This is a genomic window from Psychromarinibacter halotolerans, from assembly GCF_029168315.1.
In the GTDB taxonomy this organism is placed as follows: Bacteria; Pseudomonadota; Alphaproteobacteria; order Rhodobacterales; family Rhodobacteraceae; genus Psychromarinibacter; species Psychromarinibacter halotolerans.
On record NZ_JARGYD010000006.1, the window covers coordinates 109,990 to 127,534 of the forward strand.

At 65.6% G+C, this 17,545-nt stretch carries 19 protein-coding genes and 1 other RNA gene; 4 read left to right on the forward strand and 16 right to left on the reverse strand.

Going from position 1 to position 17,545, the window contains the following annotated elements; genetic code table 11:
- Positions 1-198: 198 nt before the first annotated feature.
- Positions 199-2,979, reverse strand: a complete 2,781-nt coding sequence (gene acnA, locus P1K30_RS15775) for an aconitate hydratase AcnA (RefSeq protein WP_275633724.1) — start codon at positions 2,977-2,979, stop codon at positions 199-201.
- Between the two features lie 221 nt (positions 2,980-3,200).
- Between acnA and P1K30_RS15780 the strand changes: the two genes are divergently transcribed.
- Positions 3,201-3,911: a DUF1223 domain-containing protein gene (locus P1K30_RS15780; protein ID WP_275633725.1), complete on the forward strand. Its 711-nt coding sequence runs from the start codon at positions 3,201-3,203 to the stop codon at positions 3,909-3,911.
- Positions 3,912-3,932: 21 nt separating this feature from the next.
- Here the strand turns inward: P1K30_RS15780 and P1K30_RS15785 are convergent, their stop codons facing one another.
- The 7 genes from P1K30_RS15785 to purB form a co-directional block, all read right to left on the reverse strand.
- The gene (locus P1K30_RS15785) at positions 3,933-4,820 is read right to left on the reverse strand and encodes a lysophospholipid acyltransferase family protein (RefSeq protein WP_275633726.1); all 888 of its coding nucleotides are present in this window, start codon (positions 4,818-4,820) and stop codon (positions 3,933-3,935) included.
- Positions 4,817-5,695, reverse strand: a complete 879-nt coding sequence (locus tag P1K30_RS15790; protein WP_275633727.1) for a DMT family transporter — start codon at positions 5,693-5,695, stop codon at positions 4,817-4,819. The genes P1K30_RS15785 and P1K30_RS15790 overlap by 4 nt, the downstream gene beginning before the upstream one ends.
- 190 nt (positions 5,696-5,885) lie before the next feature.
- Positions 5,886-6,923, reverse strand: a complete 1,038-nt coding sequence (locus P1K30_RS15795) for a flagellar motor switch protein FliG (RefSeq protein ID WP_275633728.1) — start codon at positions 6,921-6,923, stop codon at positions 5,886-5,888.
- Between the two features lie 117 nt (positions 6,924-7,040).
- Complete coding sequence (locus P1K30_RS15800) at positions 7,041-7,574, reverse strand: tetratricopeptide repeat protein (RefSeq protein WP_275633729.1); 534 nt, start codon at positions 7,572-7,574, stop codon at positions 7,041-7,043.
- An 80-nt stretch (positions 7,575-7,654) separates the two neighbouring features.
- The gene (locus tag P1K30_RS15805; RefSeq protein WP_275633730.1) at positions 7,655-7,816 is read right to left on the reverse strand and encodes a hypothetical protein; all 162 of its coding nucleotides are present in this window, start codon (positions 7,814-7,816) and stop codon (positions 7,655-7,657) included.
- A 112-nt stretch (positions 7,817-7,928) separates the two neighbouring features.
- Positions 7,929-8,075, reverse strand: a complete 147-nt coding sequence (locus tag P1K30_RS15810; protein WP_275633731.1) for an adenylosuccinate lyase — start codon at positions 8,073-8,075, stop codon at positions 7,929-7,931.
- Positions 8,076-8,229: 154 nt separating this feature from the next.
- The gene (gene purB, locus P1K30_RS15815; protein WP_275633732.1) at positions 8,230-9,537 is read right to left on the reverse strand and encodes an adenylosuccinate lyase; all 1,308 of its coding nucleotides are present in this window, start codon (positions 9,535-9,537) and stop codon (positions 8,230-8,232) included.
- A gap of 78 nt (positions 9,538-9,615) precedes the next feature.
- Here purB and P1K30_RS15820 point away from each other — a divergent pair, with 78 nt between their 5' ends.
- The 3 genes from P1K30_RS15820 to P1K30_RS15830 all read left to right on the forward strand — a co-directional run bounded on the left by P1K30_RS15820 (position 9,616) and on the right by P1K30_RS15830 (position 11,841).
- The gene (locus P1K30_RS15820; RefSeq protein ID WP_275633733.1) at positions 9,616-10,644 is read left to right on the forward strand and encodes a sodium:calcium antiporter; all 1,029 of its coding nucleotides are present in this window, start codon (positions 9,616-9,618) and stop codon (positions 10,642-10,644) included.
- Positions 10,641-11,063, forward strand: a complete 423-nt coding sequence (locus P1K30_RS15825; RefSeq protein WP_275633734.1) for a DUF6314 family protein — start codon at positions 10,641-10,643, stop codon at positions 11,061-11,063. Before P1K30_RS15820 ends, P1K30_RS15825 begins: the two co-directional genes overlap by 4 nt.
- Positions 11,064-11,271: 208 nt before the next feature.
- A complete protein-coding gene (locus P1K30_RS15830) occupies positions 11,272-11,841 on the forward strand; it encodes an NADPH-dependent FMN reductase (RefSeq protein WP_275633735.1) in 570 nt (189 codons plus the stop codon).
- A gap of 2 nt (positions 11,842-11,843) precedes the next feature.
- Here the strand turns inward: P1K30_RS15830 and P1K30_RS15835 are convergent, their stop codons facing one another.
- The 8 genes from P1K30_RS15835 to ssrA form a co-directional block, all read right to left on the reverse strand.
- Positions 11,844-12,077, reverse strand: a complete 234-nt coding sequence (locus P1K30_RS15835) for a ribbon-helix-helix domain-containing protein (protein ID WP_275633736.1) — start codon at positions 12,075-12,077, stop codon at positions 11,844-11,846.
- Entirely contained in the window at positions 12,074-12,253 is a 180-nt protein-coding gene (locus P1K30_RS15840) for a DUF4169 family protein (protein ID WP_275633737.1), read from the reverse strand. The genes P1K30_RS15835 and P1K30_RS15840 overlap by 4 nt, the downstream gene beginning before the upstream one ends.
- A gap of 179 nt (positions 12,254-12,432) precedes the next feature.
- Entirely contained in the window at positions 12,433-13,065 is a 633-nt protein-coding gene (locus tag P1K30_RS15845) for a hypothetical protein (RefSeq protein ID WP_275633738.1), read from the reverse strand.
- Positions 13,066-13,252: 187 nt separating this feature from the next.
- Positions 13,253-14,647 (reverse strand): class II fumarate hydratase, encoded by a 1,395-nt coding sequence (gene fumC / locus P1K30_RS15850; protein WP_275633739.1) that lies wholly within the window; start codon positions 14,645-14,647, stop codon positions 13,253-13,255.
- Positions 14,648-14,818: 171 nt separating this feature from the next.
- Entirely contained in the window at positions 14,819-15,280 is a 462-nt protein-coding gene (locus P1K30_RS15855) for an SspB family protein (protein ID WP_275633740.1), read from the reverse strand.
- Positions 15,281-15,359: 79 nt separating this feature from the next.
- The gene (gene chrA, locus P1K30_RS15860; RefSeq protein ID WP_275633741.1) at positions 15,360-16,619 is read right to left on the reverse strand and encodes a chromate efflux transporter; all 1,260 of its coding nucleotides are present in this window, start codon (positions 16,617-16,619) and stop codon (positions 15,360-15,362) included.
- Positions 16,609-16,956, reverse strand: coding sequence for an antibiotic biosynthesis monooxygenase family protein (locus tag P1K30_RS15865; RefSeq protein WP_275633742.1), 348 nt, complete (start codon positions 16,954-16,956; stop codon positions 16,609-16,611). The genes chrA and P1K30_RS15865 overlap by 11 nt, the downstream gene beginning before the upstream one ends.
- An 84-nt stretch (positions 16,957-17,040) precedes the next feature.
- Positions 17,041-17,393, reverse strand: a transfer-messenger RNA (tmRNA) gene (gene ssrA, locus P1K30_RS15870).
- Positions 17,394-17,545 lie beyond the last annotated feature (152 nt).

Consider the following 17,545-nt stretch of genomic DNA (forward strand, 5'->3'; position numbering starts at 1 on the left):
ACAACCTATAGATTAACTTGATAATATTTTCCGTTTATTAACTAATTCCGCGTAGGTATTTTCGCGGTCACTGTGGGCGACATGCGTTCCCGGCAAAGCGGGGGTCTGGGACGCCCGAAGAAGAAAAGAGCGGCCGCTGGGGCCGCTCTTCGCTTGGGTCTGGTCAGGCGGGCAGGGCGCCCGCCTTTGCTTTGGGGGTCAGCCGGCCTTCGCGAGGTTGCGCAGCACGTAGTGCAGCACGCCGCCATGCTCGACGTATTCCTTCTCTACCCCGGTATCGATCCGGCACTTCAGGTCGATGGTCTTGGTCGAACCGTCGCCGTAGGTGATCGTGCAGGGCACGATGGCGCCCGGCTTCAGATCGCCTTCCAGCCCGGTGATCGACACCGTCTCATCGCCCTTCAGCCCCAGCGTCTTGCGGGTGTCGCCGCCGGTGAACTCGAACGGGATGACGCCCATGCCGACAAGGTTCGACCGGTGGATACGCTCGAAGTTCTCGGCGATCACCGCCTTGACGCCCAGCAGGTTGGTGCCCTTGGCCGCCCAGTCGCGCGACGACCCCGCGCCGTACTGTTCGCCCCCGAAGATCACCAGCGGAACGCCGGCCTCTTGGTAGGCCATTGCGGCGTCGTAGATCGAGGTCTGTTCGCCGTCGGGGCCCTTGGTATAGCCGCCCTCGACCCCGTCCAGCATCTCGTTCTTGATGCGGATGTTGGCGAAGGTGCCGCGCATCATGACCTCGTGGTTGCCTCGCCGCGAGCCGTAGCTGTTGAACTCGCGCACTGGAACCTGCCGCTCGACAAGGTATTTGCCGGCGGGCGTCGTATCCTTGAACGACCCGGCGGGGCTGATGTGGTCGGTCGTGACCATGTCGCCAAGGATCGCCAGCACGCGGGCGTCCTTCAGGTCCGAGATAACGCCCGGATCCTTCGACATGCCTTGGAAGTAGGGCGGGTTCTGGATGTAGGTCGAGGTCGGCGGCCAGTCGTAAGTCTCGCCGCCGGTGACTTCCACCGCCTGCCATTTCTCGTCGCCCTTGAACACGTCGGCGTATTTCTCTTGGAACGCGTCGCGGGTGACGGTCTTTTCCACCAGTTCCGCGATCTCGGCGTTCGAGGGCCAGATGTCCTTGAGGTAGACGTCGTTGCCGTCCTTGTCGGTGCCGATCGGATCGGTGGCGATGTTGACGTTCATGTCACCCACCAGCGCGTACGCCACCACAAGCGGCGGCGAGGCAAGGTAGTTAGCGCGGACGTCGGGGCTGATGCGGCCTTCGAAGTTGCGGTTGCCCGACAGCACCGAGGTGGCGATCAGGTCATAGTCGTTGATCGCCTTCGAGATCGGCGCGTCCAGCGGACCGGAGTTGCCGATACAGGTGGTGCAGCCGTAGCCGACAAGGTTGAAGCCGATGGCGTCGAGGTCTTCCTGCAGCCCGGCGGCTTCAAGATATTCCGACACGACCTGCGACCCCGGCGCCAGCGAGGTTTTCACCCACGGCTTGCGATTCAGGCCCAGTTCGCGCGCCTTGCGGGCCACCAGACCGGCGCCGATCATCACGTAAGGGTTCGACGTGTTGGTACAGGACGTGATCGAGGCGATCACGATGGACCCGTCGTGCAGCTGATAGGCGCCGTCCTCGGACTTGTACCAGCCCTTGGCGTGATGGCCTTCGTCACCGGGGATGTCGCGCGGCTCGGGGGCGCCGCCCTCGGCCTCCCAACGGGCTTCGGTGTCGGTCGAAGCGTCCTTGCCCTCGCGGATACCCTTCACGTACTGGCCGAACGCGCTGCCAGCGCTGTCCAGCGCGATATAGTCCTGCGGGCGTTTCGGGCCCGAGATGGCGGGCACGATGGTGGTCATGTCCAGTGCCAGCGTGGACGAATAGACCGGATCGTAATCCGCGCCGCGCCAGAAGCCGTTTTCCTTGGCATACGCCTCGACCAGCGCGATGCGGTCCTTGTCGCGGCCGGTCTGTTCCAGATAGCGCAGCGTTTCCGCGTCGATCGGGAAGAAGCCGCAGGTCGCGCCGTATTCCGGGGCCATGTTGGCGATGGTGGCGCGCTGTGCCAGCGGCAGGTTGTCCAGCCCGTCGCCGTAGAATTCGACGAACTTGCCGACCACGCCGTGTTCGCGCAGCATCTCGACGACCTTCAGCACAAGGTCGGTGCCGGTGGTGCCTTCCATCATCTCGCCGGTCAGCTTGAAGCCGACGACCTCGGGGATCAGCATGGAAATCGGCTGACCGAGCATGGCGGCCTCGGCCTCGATGCCGCCCACGCCCCAGCCCAGCACGGCAGCGCCGTTGACCATCGTGGTGTGGCTGTCGGTGCCGACCAGCGTGTCGGGATACGCGACCTCGTCGCCGTTCTGGTCCTTGTCGGTCCAGACGGTCTGGGCAAGGTATTCAAGATTCACCTGGTGGCAGATGCCGGTGCCCGGCGGCACCACGCGGAAGTTTTCGAACGCGGTCTGGCCCCACTTGAGGAACTCGTAGCGTTCCATGTTGCGCTCGTACTCGCGGTCGACGTTCATCTGGAACGCGCGCGGGTTGCCGAACTCGTCGATCATGACGCTGTGGTCGATGACAAGGTCGACCGGGTTCAGCGGGTTGATCTTCTGGGCGTCGCCCCCCAGCGCCTTGATGCCGTCGCGCATCGCGGCAAGGTCTACCACAGCCGGGACGCCGGTGAAGTCCTGCATCAGCACGCGGGCCGGGCGATAGGCGATCTCGCGCGGGTTCTGGCCGCCCTTGTCCGCCCATTCCGAGAAGGCCTTGATGTCGTCCACCGACACCGTGCGGCCGCCGTCCTCAAACCGCAGCATGTTCTCCAGCACCACCTTCAGCGATGCGGGCAGCTTCGAGAAGGTGCCAAGCCCGGCCGCCTCGGCGGCGGGAATCGAGTAATAGGCGAAGCTTGCGCCGCCTGCGCTGAGCGTCTTGCGCGTCTTCGAGCTGTCTTGTCCGACTTCGATGGGCATTCTGGTCCCTCCATTGGCTTGGGGCGCCTCTGGCCCCGTGTCGCTGTGGCCACGCTCCGCAAGGGGCGGACCTCGGGTTCGGCATCTTATGTATGCCGTTGTGTACAGTGGCGCAATCGCAGCAGGTCACGCCGTATGGCTTTTTCCTCGCTAATCGTTGATTGGCGGTCAATCTGTAGCTTGGTTAGGTAGATAGGGGCCACAGGTCAAAGGGGAAGTATATGCGCAGGCTTTGGGCGTCTTGTGCCGCCGCCGTCGTTATGGCGGCAGGCTCTGTCTCGGCACAGGATATGACGCAGGACAATCCGGTGGTTGTCGAACTGTACACCAGCCAAGGCTGTTCCTCGTGCCCTCCGGCGGATGCGCTGATGACGGAACTTGCGGGCCGCGATGACGTGATCGCGCTGGCGCTGCATGTGGACTACTGGGATTACATCGGCTGGAAGGACAGCTTCGCCAGCCCCGACTATACAAACCGCCAGCGCGGCTATGCGCGGGCGTCGGGGCACCGGACGATCTATACGCCGCAGATGATCGTCGGCGGGGTGGACCACGTCGTCGGCTTCAAGCCGATGAAGCTGGCCGACCTGATCGACACGCATCAGGAAGCCGAGCCTGCGGTGGACCTTCAGCTGTCCCGCGAGGGCGACACGCTGACGATCCGGGCCGAGGGCATGACGCCGCTTCCCGCGTCGATCCTTGTGCAACTGGTTCGCTATTTGCCTGAAAGCACGGTCGAGATCCGCAAGGGCGAGAACGCCGGGCGCACCATCACCTATGCGAACATCGTCAACGACTGGGAGATGATCTCGGGCTGGGACGGCACCGGGGTGCTGGAACTGACGGCCGAGGTCTCGGGGCCCGAGCCGCTGGTCGTGATCCTGCAGGAAGCCGGTCACGGCGCGATCCTTGCGGCAACGCGGCTGCGCTAAGGCGCGGCCATCTTCGGGCGGTCAGCCCTGCTTTGGACGGACGCGTTTCCACCTGCGGTGAATCCAGAACCACTGGTCCGGGAATCGGTCGACCATCCGCCCAAGGCTGTCATTCATTGCCTGCGTCATTTCTGCCGGGTCGCCATGCGGGATCGGCGGTTCCACGTACAGGTCGAAGTCCAGCCCGTTTTCCTTGCGCACCCCGTAGATCGGGATCGCCAGCGCGTCGTACTTCACCGCAAGTTCGGCGGCGGACAGGGCGGTCTTGGCGGGTTGGCCCATGAAATCCAGTGTTTCGCCGTGTTTCATGTACTGGTCGACCACGATGCCGACCATGCCGCCGCCGCGCAGGAATCGGATCATCCCGGACATGCCCCGGCGGGACCGCTCGAACACCGGGGACGCGATGCTGCCAAGCGCGGCGACGTAGTGTTCGTTGAACAGCGGGTTGGCCATCGGGTTGTACAGCCCGCCGACCGGGAAGCCGTTGACCGACAGCGCCGCGCGCGGCGCGTCGTAATTGCCGAAATGGCCGGTGATCAGCAGCACCGGACGCTTCGCGTCGCGGGCGGCGAACAGGGCCTCGACCCCGTCGCCCTGAAACTGAAAGCTGCGCGCCCGCTCGCGAAACTCGTCGGCGGAATACATCTCGATCAGGTCGCGTCCGAAGTTGTCGGGCACCGCGCGCTCCATGCGGCGGACTTGGTCCTTCGGCATGTCGGGGCGCACATGGGCAAGGTTGTCGCGCACCCGGCGGTGCCACCCCGCCAGCGGCGCCGCGACGCGGGACACGATCCAGCCCATCGCGGGCACGCGCCAGCGGTAGGGCAGCATCTTCGCCGCGCGGATGAAGCCACGGGCGGCAAAGTCCACCACGCGGTCCTGAAAGGTCGGTTCGGTTCGGCTCATGTACTCTTCTGGGCGCGGCTTTCGCGGTGCCAGACATAAAGACCGGCCCCCACGATCACAAGCGCGCCCACCAGCGTCCAGCCATCGGGAAATTCGCCGAAGAACAGCATCCCCCACAGGGTCGCGAACAGAAGCTGGGCATAGGCGAAGGGCGCGATGGTCGATGCCTCCGCCGCCATGTAGGCGCGGATCAGGCACAGGTGTCCGGTCGAGCCCACAAGGCCGATCACCGCCATCAACCCGATGGTGGTCAGGTCGGGCGTGACCCAGAAAAAGGGCACCGCGAAGCTAAGCGCGATGGCGCCGAACATCGCCGTGTACAGCAGCGAGGTCCACGCGTCCTCGTCCCGGCCAACGAAGCGGGTCGCCACCGAATAGGCCGCGACGAACACGGCTGCGGCCAGCGGCAGCAGCGCATAGGGCGAGAACACGGCGGTGCCGGGCCGGATCACGATCAGCGCCCCGACCAGCGCCGCGACGACGGCGAAGGCGCGGCGGGGTCCGAAGCGTTCGCCCAACAACAGCGCCGCGCCAAGGGTGATCAGGACCGGGTTGAGGTTCAGCACGGCGGTCGCGTTGGCAAGGCCGATGGGCACGATGGAAAAGTAAAAGCAGGTCGTTGCGATCAGCAGAAAGACGGAGCGCAGGAACTGAAGCCCCGGATAGCGGGTCTTTAGCACGCGCGGCATCTTGGGGATCACCACGATGGCCACCGCGATCGTCTGGCCCAGATAACGCGCCCACGTCGCCATGATCGGGTTCGATCGCTCGGCGATGGCCTTGGCCATCGAATCCATCAGCGGCAGACAAGCCATCGCGGCGATCACGAAAAGAATGCCTTGGGCGGTCGGGCCAAGGCGGCTGAAACGGCTCATGCGCGGCTCATCGGGTCGTCATGCGGTGGTGGACAGGGCGGCAGCCCGGGGCGGGCGGGTGGTCGATCATCCGGCGGACGTTACGCTTGGGCGCGGGTGCTGTCCACACGGCGCCTGACGCAGGGGCCTAAGCGGGGCGCAGGCGGGCGGCCCCATCGCCCGGACACGGGGCAGGGCCAACAGGGCCGGTTTACTCGTCCTCGGCCACCAGTATGATCTCTCCCTTCGCCTCCATCTCGCGGATGGCTGTGACGACGGCGCTCATGGCTTCTTCGCCTTCTTTCGCCTTGACGGTTCCCAGTGCCTCCATCTCGTCGCGCATCTGCTGGGCAAGGCGCTGGGACATGCTGCCAAGGATGAATTCTGCCGCTTTCTTTTCCTTTTCAGAGTTCAGCGCGGCGGCGAGCGCCTTGATCAGCATGGCGCCGTCGACCTCTCGCGTGACCTTGGGCACGTCGCGCGGGTCGATCCGCTGCGGGATGTTGATGAAGGTGAAGATCGCCTTGCGCACCTCGGCGGCGAAATCCCGGTCTTCCTGATCCAGCCCTTCCAGCACGTCGTCGCGCGTGGCGGCGGGAGAGAAGTTGAGGATCGCGCCCACGCGTTCGACCGGGCCGCCGTCGAAGGCTTTGGGCGCCTCTGCGTCCAGCTGGCTAACAAGAGCCTGACCGATGCGCTCGACGGTCTGCGGGCTGACCGACCCGGTCTGCCCCATGCTATAGGCCATCCTGCGGGCGCGTTCGCCAGGCATCAGGCCCAGAACCTCGGCCGCCTTCGATACCTTCAGCTTCGACAGGATGACGGCGCCGATCTCGACGCTTTCCTCTTCGATCAGGGGCAGCAGGCGCGCGCCGTCCAACTGGCTTAGACGTTCCCACGCGTCGGTCACCGCGCCGATCCCGGCCTGCACCCGGACCCGTTCCGCCGCCGCCGCGCTGATCGTGCCGTCCATCAGGGCCAGCGCCCCCGACAGGCCGTTCGGAAAAGACAGGCCGATGCCGTCAAGTTCGGCAACGAACTCCTCGACCACGGCCTTCAGAGTCACGCGGTCGATCAGCTTGAGGCCGCCCATTTCCCGCGTGAGATTGACCTGAAGCGTTTCCGGCATGTCGGTCAGCGAAAGCTCGATCCCCTCGCTGCGCAGAAGGCGCACGATGATCGCCGCCTTCTGGCGGCGCGTCAGCTGGCTGGCTGCACCCGAACCGGCACCCGGAAGGGTCATTTCCATTGGCATCGCACACTCCGTCCCCGAACATGTGCGAAACTGGCAGAGAATGGTTAACGATCTGTTTTAACGGATTGGCGCGGCGCGGTTTCCCGTCGCGCCCTTCGTGTCTGGCATGGGTCAGTAAGAGGTGTCGTGCCCGGTCAGGATGGCTTGGACCAACGCCTGTTCCGGCCACGTCCCGGCACCGCCACGGGCGCGGATCTGGGTCAGTTGGGCATAGGCCTCGTCCACGCGGCCCCGGATCACAAGACCTTGCCCCATGTAGGACCGGGCCAGCAGGTTGTCGGGGTTCGCGTCGATGGCTTGCAGGTAATAGCTGTCGCCCAGCTCGAAGTCGCCCCGCGCGCGGTGGACATAGCCGTAGTAGGTCAGCACCCGGTCGTCCTGTTGGTCGCCCATCGACGCCAGAACCCGCAGCGCGTCGTCCAGCCGACCGGCATAGGCCAGTTCGCGCACGGCGCGGTAGCGTTGATCGTCATTCAGCGACTCGACCTCGGGTTCGACGCATTTTCCGAGGTCGGCGTCGAACACCATCCCGTCGGTACAGGTGGTCGTGGTTTCGGTCGGGGTGGGCGGGCTGTCGCTGCCCGATCCGGCCGCGAAAGCGGCAAGGGGAAACAGCAGCAAAGCCGGGGCGAGCAGTCGGCGCATCACGGAACCTTTCCTTTCAGAACGTCGGACGGGCAGGGTGTGGCGCGGGCGACGGGACGCCCGCGCCGACGTAACCTGCGTCAGGCCTTGATGCAGGCGAGGTAATGCTCGCTCCAGACCGAACCTTGCGGGCAGGTGCCGCCATATTTCTTGTCCCACATGCGGGGGCATATGTATTCGGCAGCGGCGATGGTGGGGGCCAGCAGCGCGGCGGCAAGAACAAGCGTGGCGAATGTCTTCATGGAAAAATACTCCGATTACCTAGCGTCAGGCTGACGCAGGCAACGGCAGGCGTCAACCTGCGTCGTGCACAAGACGGCGCCCTGAAAAGGCGGCGCACGGAAAAAGCGCGCGCTAGCTGGTGATCTGGACGCAGGCCTTGGTTTCCGCGTCATAGGTCATGCCTTCGGCGCAGGTGGGCGTCGTCTGGCTGCTGCATTCCTGAGCGAAAACAGCGGCGGGGGTCAGGGCTAGGATACTGGCGAGAAGCAGTCGTTTCATGGCTGTGACTCCGTTGGGTGACCCAACGATAGCACGGCAGGCCCTTACGGGAAGTTCCGCAGGGGCAATCTTCGGGATTTTCCCGCCCCGAATGCGAAACAGGCGGCGCGGGAAAGCCCGGCCGCCTGTCGTTTCAGCAATATGGCAAGCGCGCTTACGCCTCGCCGAACACCCGTTTGAAGATCGTGTCGACGTTCTTGGTGTGATAGCCCATGTCGAATTTCTCGTTGATCGCGTCGACACCAAGGGCCGCCACGACCTCTTCGTCGGCCAGCAGCAGTTCGCGGAAATCAAGCCGTTCTTCCCAGACCTTCAGCGCGTTGCGCTGCACCATGGAATAGGCGTCCTCGCGGCTGACGCCGGCCTGCGTCAGGGCCAGAAGCACCCGCTGCGACATCACGAGACCCGGGAACTTGTTCATGTTTTCCAGCATGTTCTCGGGGTAGATGATCATCTTGTCCACGACACCCGCCAGCCGGTTCAGCGCGAAGTCCAGCGTCACGGTCGCGTCGGGGCCGATGCCGCGCTCGACCGACGAGTGCGAGATGTCGCGCTCGTGCCAAAGGGCCACGTTCTCCATCGCCGGGATCACCGACATGCGCACCAGCCGGGCAAGGCCGGTGAGGTTCTCGGTCAGGACCGGGTTCTTCTTGTGCGGCATCGCCGAAGACCCCTTCTGGCCCATCGAGAAGAACTCGGCGCCTTCCAGAACCTCGGTGCGCTGCATGTGGCGGATCTCGATCGCGACGTTTTCGATCGACGAGGCGATGACGCCCAGCACCGCGAAGAACATCGCGTGGCGGTCGCGCGGGATCACCTGCGTGCTGATCGGCTCGGGCTGAAGGCCCATCTTGGCGCAGACGTGTTCCTCGACGCGCGGGTCGATGTTGGCGAAGGTGCCGACGGCGCCCGAGATCGCGCCGGTGGCGATCTCTTCGCGGGCGGCCTGCAGGCGCGCCTTGTTGCGGTCCATCTCGGCGTAGAAGCGGGCGAATGTCAGGCCCATCGTCGTCGGTTCCGCGTGGATGCCGTGGCTGCGGCCGACGCGCACCGTCATCTTGTGCTCGAACGCGCGTTTCTTCAGCGCGGCCAGCAGTTTGTCCATATCGGCCAGCAGAATGTCGGCGGCGCGGGTCAGTTGCACGTTCAGGCAGGTGTCCAGCACGTCGGACGAGGTCATGCCCTGATGCACGAAGCGCGCTTCTTCCGAACCGACCAGTTCCGACAGGTGGGTCAGGAAGGCGATGACATCGTGCTTGGTGACGGCTTCGATCTCGTCGATGCGGGCGACGTCGAACTCCATGTCCTTGGCCTTCCACACGGCCTCGGCGTTCTCTTTCGGGATCACCCCCAAATCAGACATGGCATCGCAGGCGTGCGCCTCTATCTCGTACCAGATGCGAAATTTGGTCTCGGGCGACCAGATGGAAACCATTTCGGGGCGGGAGTAACGGGGGATCATGGCAGACCTGTATCTGGAGCGGACATTCGGGGCGGGGTTTAGACCCACTGGGACGCGGCGGCAAGCGGGGTGCGCGGGATGATCGCGTCGCTGTCCACCGCGTGGCTGTTCGGGGCGTTCGCCCTTGCGGGCCTTGTCATCCTTGTCATCGGCACGCGCATCACCGACCTTGCCGACCGCATCGCGGATCGCAGCGGGCTGGGAGAGGCGGTGATCGGGGGCATCGTGCTGGGCGCTGCGACCTCGCTGTCGGGTGTGGTGGTGTCGATCACCTCGGCGCTGGAAGGCGCGCCGCAACTGGCATTTGCGAACGGTGTCGGCGGCATCGCGGCGCAGACGGCGTTTCTTGCGCTGGCCGACGTGATCCACAAGCGCGCGAACCTCGAACACTCGGCGGCCGAGGCCACCAACCTGTTTCAGGGGGCGCTGCTGCTGTCGCTGCTGTGCCTGCCGCTGATTGCGTTCACCACGCCGGAAATCACGGTCTTCGCGGTGCACCCGATCTCGGTCCTGCTGATCGCGGTCTATTGCGTGGGTGCGGTGACGACGAGCCGGGTCCGCGAACAGCCGATGTGGCGCCCGGTGCGCACGGCGGAAACGGTCGAGGACGAGCCCGACGAGCCGCCCAGCCGCGCGGGGATGCTGGCGCTGGCGGGCAGCTTCGCGGTGCTGGTCGCGATTCTCGGCGCGGCGGGCTGGGTCATCGCTCAGACCGGGTCCGCCCTGTCAGAGCGGCTGGGCATGTCGCAGACGGTGGTGGGCGCCCTGATGACGGCGGTCGTCACGTCGCTGCCGGAACTGGTGACGACCATCGCCGCGGTGCGGCGGGGCGCGATGCAGCTTGCGATGGGTGGCATCATCGGCGGCAACACCTTCGACACGCTGTTCCTGTCGCTGAGCGACATGGCCTATCGCGACGGGTCGCTGTATCACGCGGTCGGACCGGCCGAATACTTCTGGCTGGTTGTGGGGCTGCTTATGACGGCGGTGCTGCTGATCGGTCTGATCCTGCGCGAACGGGAAGGGCCCCTGAAGATCGGGACGGAAAGCATGGCGATGCTGGTGATCTACGCAGGTGCGGTGGGGCTGCAGGTGGTGGCGGGATGACCGATGGCCCCCGGCTGCGGGATTTCCGGGGCGTCTGGCGCCTGTCGCGCGAGATCGGCGACCGCTATGGCGGACAGGCGCTGCGGTTCGAGGGGACGGCCCGGTTCAGCGGCGGGGACGACCGGCTGACCCTGCTGGAAAGCGGCCAGATGCTGGTGCCGGGCCAGCCGCCGATGCGGGCCGAACGGACCTATCACTGGCACGCCGATGGCGACGGGATCGCGGTGTTCTTCGAGGACGGCCGCCCGTTCCACCGGATCGGGCCGGGGTTGCAGCCCGCAGCGGACCACGATTGCCCGCCGGACCTGTACGCGGTGCGCTATGACTTTCGCGCCTGGCCGGACTGGAGCGCCGAGTGGAAGGTCTATGGCCCCCGCAAAGACTATGTCATGACAAGCTGGTACAGCCCGGAAGACTGACGTCCGACCGTCGGGCGAGGACGCGGGCGCGGGCGCGGGCGATGTGCGCAGGCGGCTAGGGGGCTGTGCCTTGCTGCAGGTGCAAACACCGGTAGACAGCCCTCAGATACCGTCATGCGGCGAACGCCCGCATTCCAGATACATCCGCAGACGCCGTACGGGCACCGGCCCGTCGCGGTCGCCCGCCCGTTCGAAAAGGTCACATGTTATGTCCCTGAAACTGAAAATCATCACCGGCTCTACCCGTCCCGGCCGCGTCGGCCCGACCATCGCGAAATGGGTGGCCGAGGCCGCCAAGGCGCATGGCGCGTTCGAGGTCGAGTCCATCGACATTGCGGACATGAACCTGCCGTTCCTTGACGAGCCGAACCACCCGGCGATGCAGGATTACCAGCACGCGCACACCAAGGCCTGGAGCGCGAAGATCGCCGACGCCGACGCCGTGCTGTTCGTGACCCCGGAATACAACAGCTTTCCGCCCGCGACCCTGGTGAACGCGGTGCAGGTGCTGCTGAAAGAATGGCAGTACAAGCCGGCCTCTGTGGTCAGCTATGGCGGCGTCTCGGCCGGTCTGCGCGCCGCGCAAGAACTGCGCCAGCTGCTGGGGAACGTTGGCATGGTCGCGATCCCGCAGGGCGTCCCGGTGCCGTTCTTCCCGCAGTTCATGGACGAGAACGCGGCCTTCACCCCGAACCAGCAGATGAACGACGGACTGAAGCTGGCTCTGGATGAACTGGCCAAGTGGGCCGAGCCGCTGAAGGCCCTGCACGCGGCCTGATCTCAGTCGGCGCCACCGTCGCGATCGCGGTAGTGGCGCAGGACGAACAGGCGGATGGCCGAGGCGAGACCGGTCTCGACCCCGCGCGTTTCATCGATCTCGGCGGCCAGCGCGTTCAGCGGCTGGCCGCGCTGGGTGGCGATCTCGCGGAACGCCGCCCAGAACTCCGGCTCCAGCGAAACGCTGGTGCGGTGGCCCCGCAAGGTGAGCGAATGCTTGGCGGGGCGGTCGGTCATTCTTCCTCGAACCTGTGATCGTCGAGCTTCTTCTTCGCCTTCGCGTTTTGCGTGGCGTCGAGGACGCGCTGCGCCTTGCTGCGCCCGTGCTTCGCCGCGTTCTCGTTCGCGGCGGCCCGCTTGTCGGCCCGGGCGCGGTCCTTGCGCGCTTGCCGCAGGTTGGTGACGTTGCTCATGTGACCCCTCTGTTCATGGACCGGCACAGAACACCAACCGGCGGGCGTTGCCAATGGGTCGGTTGATGACGTGTCGCCGCGCGGGCGAATGAAAGGGGGCGCTGCCCCCGTCGCGCTTTGCGCGACTCCCCCGGGGTATTTTGAAAGAGAAGAAGGGGCGGGTTTTGCCTTGGGCGGCGTCAGGCCAGAGTGCAGGGAACCAGCCAGAGGTCCTCGGCCATACCGGCGTCGATCAGGGCGCGCGACAGGGGCCCGGACGCGAAGTAAACGCTGTAGAGCGTGGGGTCGTACCAAATGTCTGCGGTGTTCTGGGGCGTGGCGGACAGGACGATGTCCCCGGGTTCGACTGTCAGTTCGATGAAGTGCTGACGCTCACCGGGTTGTTGCGGCGCAAGGTTCCTGCACCGGTCGACCAGAACCGGGTGGGTCGGGGTAACCGGATAGAACGACAGCGAGAGGTAGTCGAGGCCGCGGTCCGCGCCTTTCGGCGCCGTCAGCTCGACCGGGCGCAGGCGCGCGGGGCCGGTGTCAAAGCGCAGCAGCAGGTCGGCCAGCGGTTTCGAAACGGTCAGGTGTCCTGCCATGAAGAACGCCGGCAGCGGGCGCCATTTGCGCCCTTCGCGTTGGTCTGCCGTCAGGGTCAGCCGTTTCGGGTCGCCCTTGTAAAGTTTCCGCTTGAGCGGCGACATGGCGTCGAGCCGCTCCTTCGGGATCTCGAGCGGATAGCGTTCGTGCACGTCGACCCCGAACGAGAAATAAATGCTGCGCGGCGCCATGATGACGTGCGGCACGGTGTCGTCGGTGTCTTGCATTCTGCGCCTCCTTGGGGGTGCGGCGGGCCGCCGGGGCCTGTTCCCTGCGCGCGGCAGGATAGGCGAGTGGGGCGCGGCTGGGAAGCGCGGGCTGGTGGCGGGCCGCTGGGCGTGTGCCGCGGCGGCTGCCACGCAAAAAGGGCGCCGCACGACGGCGACGCCCTTTTGTTCAAGGGTCCGGCAGGGATCAGTCCTTGGGGCCGATCATCTGTTCCGGGCGGACCACCTTGTCGAAGGTTTCTTCGTCCACGAAGCCAAGCGCGATGGCTTCTTCGCGCAGGGTGGTGCCGTTCTTGTGCGCCGTCTTGGCGACCTTGGTGGCGTTGTCGTAGCCGATTGTCGGAGCCAGCGCCGTCACCAGCATCAGCGATTCCTTCATCAGCTTCTCGATCCGGGCCTCGTTCGCCTGAATGCCGACCACCATGTTGTCGGTGAAGGCCGAGGCGCTGTCGCCCAGAAGCTGCATCGACTGAAGCACGTTGTAGGACATCATCGGGTTGTAGACGTTCAGCTCGAAATGGCCCTGGCTGCCGGCCATGCCGACCGCCGCGTCGTTGCCCATGACGTGGGCGCAGACCATCGTCAGCGCCTCGGCCTGCGTCGGGTTCACCTTGCCGGGCATGATCGAGCTGCCGGGTTCGTTTTCCGGCAGGATCAGCTCGCCGAGGCCCGAGCGGGGGCCGGAGCCCAAGAGGCGGATGTCGTTGGCGATCTTGAACAGCGACGCGGCGACGGTCTTCAGAGCGCCCGAGAACATGACCATCGCGTCATGGGCGGCAAGGGCTTCGAACTTGTTGGGGGCGGTGACGAAGGGCAGGCCGGTGATCTCGGCCATGTTGGCGGCGACGGCTTCGCCCCAGCCTTTCTTGGTGTTCAGCCCGGTGCCGACGGCGGTGCCGCCCTGCGCTAGTTCGTAGATGTCGGGCAGGCAGGCCTTCACCCGCTCGATCCCCTTGCGGACCTGGTGCGCGTAGCCCGAGAATTCCTGGCCCAGCGTCAGAGGGGTGGCATCCTGAGTGTGGGTACGGCCGATCTTGATGATGTCCTGAAACTCGTCACGCTTGGCTTCCAGCGCGGCGGCGAGCTTTTCCAGACCCGGCAGCAGCACGTCGCGCGCCTGCATGGCGATGCCGACGTGCATCGCGGTCGGGAAGGTGTCGTTCGACGACTGGCCCATGTTGCAGTGATCGTTCGGGTGAACCGGCTTTTTCGACCCCATCTCGCCGCCCAGCATCTCGATCGCGCGGTTCGAGATCACCTCGTTGGCGTTCATGTTGGACTGGGTGCCGGAACCGGTCTGCCAGACCACCAGCGGGAAGTTGTCGTCGAACTTGCCGTCGATGACTTCGCCCGCGGCGGCGATGATCGCATCGGCGATCTCGGCGTCCATCGCGCCGTTGGCCTTGTTCGCCATCGCGCAGGCCTTCTTGACCACGCCCAGCGCGCGGATGATCGGCACCGGCTGCTTTTCCCAGCCGATCGGGAAGTTCATGATCGAGCGCTGGGTCTGTGCGCCCCAGTACTTGTCTGCGGGTACTTCCAGCGGGCCGAAGCTGTCGGTTTCGGTGCGGGTGGCGGTCATCAGGCTCTACTCCTCGCGGTATCCCATCGTCGACCGTTCCTCTAGCGGGGCCGGGGGCCGGGATCAACGTGCCATTGGCGCGCAAGGGGTGTGTGACCGCTACCATTCGGCGATTGCGCCCGTCGCGCGCGGGGCGGCGGGGAACCCGCGATGGCCGAGGCTAGACGGGTATTATTTGCGGAAGCTGTCCAGGCTGACGATGTCGGCCTCGCGCGGGGCCTCGTCTTCGACCTCGACTTCTTCAAGCTCGATCTCGTCCTCGTCGTCTTCTCCGTCATCGTCCTGCGTCTTGAACGTCAGGCCAAATTCGACAGAGGGGTCCACGAAGGTGCGGATCGCGTCGAAGGGGATGTACAGCGGTTCGGGATTGTCGCCGAAGTTCAGCGTCACCGCGAAGCCGTCCTCGCCCACGTCGAGGTTGTCGTACCAGTGCTGCATCACGATGGTCATCTCGTCCGGGTAGCGGTCGGACAGCCAGTCGGCGATCTCGACGTCCGGATGCATCGTGTCGAAGGTGATGAAGAAGTGGTGTTGCCCGGGCAGCCCGTTGTCCTGAACGTCCAGCAGGACGTCTCGGATCAGACCGCGCATGGCGCGGTGCATGAGGTTGCCGTAATCGATGGTGCGCGGCATGCCGGGGTCCTTCGTCTGCGCTTGGTCACAACATACGGGATTCGGGCGGGAAGAAAAGGGCACCAGTATGGCGGATTCGTCAGACGATGCGCGCGGCCGCCACGCCTGCGACCGCCATGAGCAACAGCACAAGGGGAAGGGACCATTTGAGGCGCCAAAGCAACCCGGCGGCAAGCAGCGCCAGCCCCGCCGCGGCCGGGTTCAGCGACGCGGGGTCCGGCAGCGGCAGGCGGGCCGGACCGACCTGACCCCGCGTCACGGTGTCGAAGAAAACATGGGTCGCGAACCAGATGGACAGGTTCAGGATCACCCCTACCACAGCCGCCGTGATGGCGGTCAGCGCGGCTGCAAGACGGGGGCGGCCGGCGATCCGCTCGATGTAGGGGGCGCCCGCGAAGATCCACAGGAAGCAGGGCGCGAAGGTGACCCACAGCGTCATCAGAGCCGCCGCAAGGCCAAGGGCAAGGCCCCCGGCGTTGGCGCCAGCAAGGTAGCCCACGAATTCGGTCACCAGAATCAGCGGGCCGGGTGTCGTCTCGGCCAGTCCCAGCCCGTCCATCATCTGGTCCATGCCCAGCCAGCCCTGCTGCTGGACGACCTCTTGCGACATGTAGGCCAGTACGGCGTAGGCGCCGCCGAAGGTGACCACCGCAAGCTTCGAGAAGAACAGCCCGACCTCGGCCAGCAGGGTCTGGCCGGTGGCCAGCGCCAGCGCCACCGGCGCCCACCAAAGCGCGGCCCATGTCAGCACGGTCGGCAGGGTCCGCGCGGGGCGCGCGGGCGGGGCGGGGGCGACCGGGCTTCCGGTGGCGGTCAATGCGCCGTACAGCCCGGCGGCAAGGATGATCAACGGGAACGGTACCGCGAAGGCGAAGATCGCCACGAAGGACAGCCCGGCGATCACCCAGCGGTCCAGACCGTGCAGCGCCTTTTTCGAGACCTTCAGCAGCGCCTCCAGCACGATCACCACGACGGTGGTCTTGATGCCAAGGAACAGCGCCTGCGCCAGCGGCACCGCGCCCCACTGCGCGTAGAGCGCGGCCAACAGTCCCACGACCAGCGCGCCGGGCAGCACGAACAGCCCGCCTGCGATCAGCCCGCCCGTCGTGCCGCGCATCCGCCAGCCGCAGTAGGTGGCCAGCTGCATCGCTTCGGGGCCGGGCAGCAGCATGCAAAAGCTGAGCGCGTCGAGGAATTGCTTTTCGGTCAGCCACGGGCGGTCGTCGACAAGCTCTCTGTGCATCAGGGCGATCTGGGCGGCGGGCCCCCCGAAGCTGAGCAGGCCGATGCGGCCGAACACGCGCACAAGGTCGCGCGTCGGGGGCGGATTAGTGGTCATGGGTGGTGCGGCTGTCCTCGGGCGCTTGGGTCCGGTCGTCCATTCCATAGTCGCGTAACACATGTGCGACACGCAGCCGGTAGTCGCGGAACAGCCGCCCCCGCCCGGCGGCCTGCGCCTTGCGATGCTGGGTCAGTTTCCGCCATTCGTCCAGCGCGGCCTCGTCCCGGAAGAACGACACCGACAGCAGCTTGCCCGGAGTGGTCAGGCTTTCGAACCGCTCGACCGAGATGAACCCGTCGATCCGTTCGACCAGCGGCCGCATCTCGGCGGCAAGGTCGAGATAGGCGTCGACGCAGCCCTCGTTCGGCATGACTTCGAAAATGACGGCGATCATTGGCGGCTCCTCCCTGTGGTCAGGGAAGACGCAGCCTTGTGCCAATGGCAAGCGCGTTCCGAATTGAGGCTAGGGGGAAGGGAAAGTGCAGGCTTCTGTTGCCAGGTGCCTGCGAACCCCGCCTTACGCTGCTAGGCGCAAGGACTTAAATTTCGGTCTTGTTACTGCTTAAGCAGCAACGGCGACCGGAGCACGATTGTCGTTGGCAATTATGCATTGTGAACCGATAACGGTGGTATCTCACCGGGACAAAGCTAACCTCTTTAGACGTTCGTCGATCCTATTTCGGCCCCACAGTCCCCCCAACGACGGGAAAATTTGGTGGAGCCGCCGGGTACCGCCCCCGGGTCCGAGCCGCTTATTACAAGCGCGTTTATGTCCATAGTCGGCGAACCGACAGACCTTATGTAGCGACGCGAGGGCGGTCCGACAAGGGGGCGTGTGCAAGGCGCGCGTGACGGTCTACTTCGGACGTGGCTACGCCGCCGTTGGCAGCCGTCGACAGCCGTTGACAGGGGCCGCTGCGGCTGCCCAAGGTGGTCGGGTGCCGAACGCGGCCGGCAGCCACGGAGCAGGAATCCATGATCTC